This window comes from Halorubrum sp. Atlit-28R (assembly GCF_003665955.1).
GTDB lineage: Archaea > Halobacteriota > Halobacteria > Halobacteriales > Haloferacaceae > Halorubrum > Halorubrum tropicale.
This window is the reverse complement of record NZ_QPLS01000098.1, coordinates 1-585: the sequence shown is the minus strand read 5'-3', so window position 1 is coordinate 585 and position 585 is coordinate 1. Positions and strand designations below refer to the sequence as shown.

Sequence of the window (585 nt, the reverse complement as noted above, 5' to 3'; positions counted from 1 at the left end):
TCGCGTCGTCGGGGATAGGTCGGTGGAGTCGAATCGGGATATCCGCGAGCTTCGAGAGTGACAGCACGGTCCGACCGCCCTTCTTGTCGAGCTTGAAGCCAGACTGACTGTACGTGAAACTGCGGAACTCCCGTGGTGGCTTCCACGTGAGCTGACCGACGCTGTAGCCGTTCTCCTTGAGCTTGGAGAGGCCTTTGAGGTTGTCGAACAGCCGTTCAACGACGGTCTGGAGAACCTTTGAGTACACGTCCGAGAGGTCGTCCCACCACTTCTTGAGGTCGGGGAGTTCCGACCGAAGCGTGGTCATGGACGGCAGTTCGCCGTGTTCGTCTTGGTACTCGTTGAGGCGGTAGCGCGTGTGGTTGTACAGTTGCCTGCAAATATGGCGGTGGCGGTCCAACTCCTTGCGGTGGGCGTCGGACGGCTTGAGACGATACTTGTAGGCGTAGTACATGGCGCTACTTGCGCTCCTCGATGAGTTCGTCCAACTGCTCTCGGACGAATGATGAGAGGTTGAGGTGTTGGTCCTCAATCCACTCGTCTTGGTCCTCCCGAATGGTGATTGTCTTCCGTTTCACCGTAATG

Annotated in this window: 1 protein-coding gene; it reads right to left on the bottom strand. The window is 57.6% G+C overall.

Features of this window, described 5'->3' with window-relative positions; all coding sequences use genetic code 11:
* Positions 1 to 454: helix-turn-helix domain-containing protein (locus DVK06_RS16975; protein ID WP_158600109.1), on the bottom strand; the 454-nt coding region annotated here is incomplete at its 3' end.
* Positions 455 to 585: the final 131 nt, after the last annotated feature.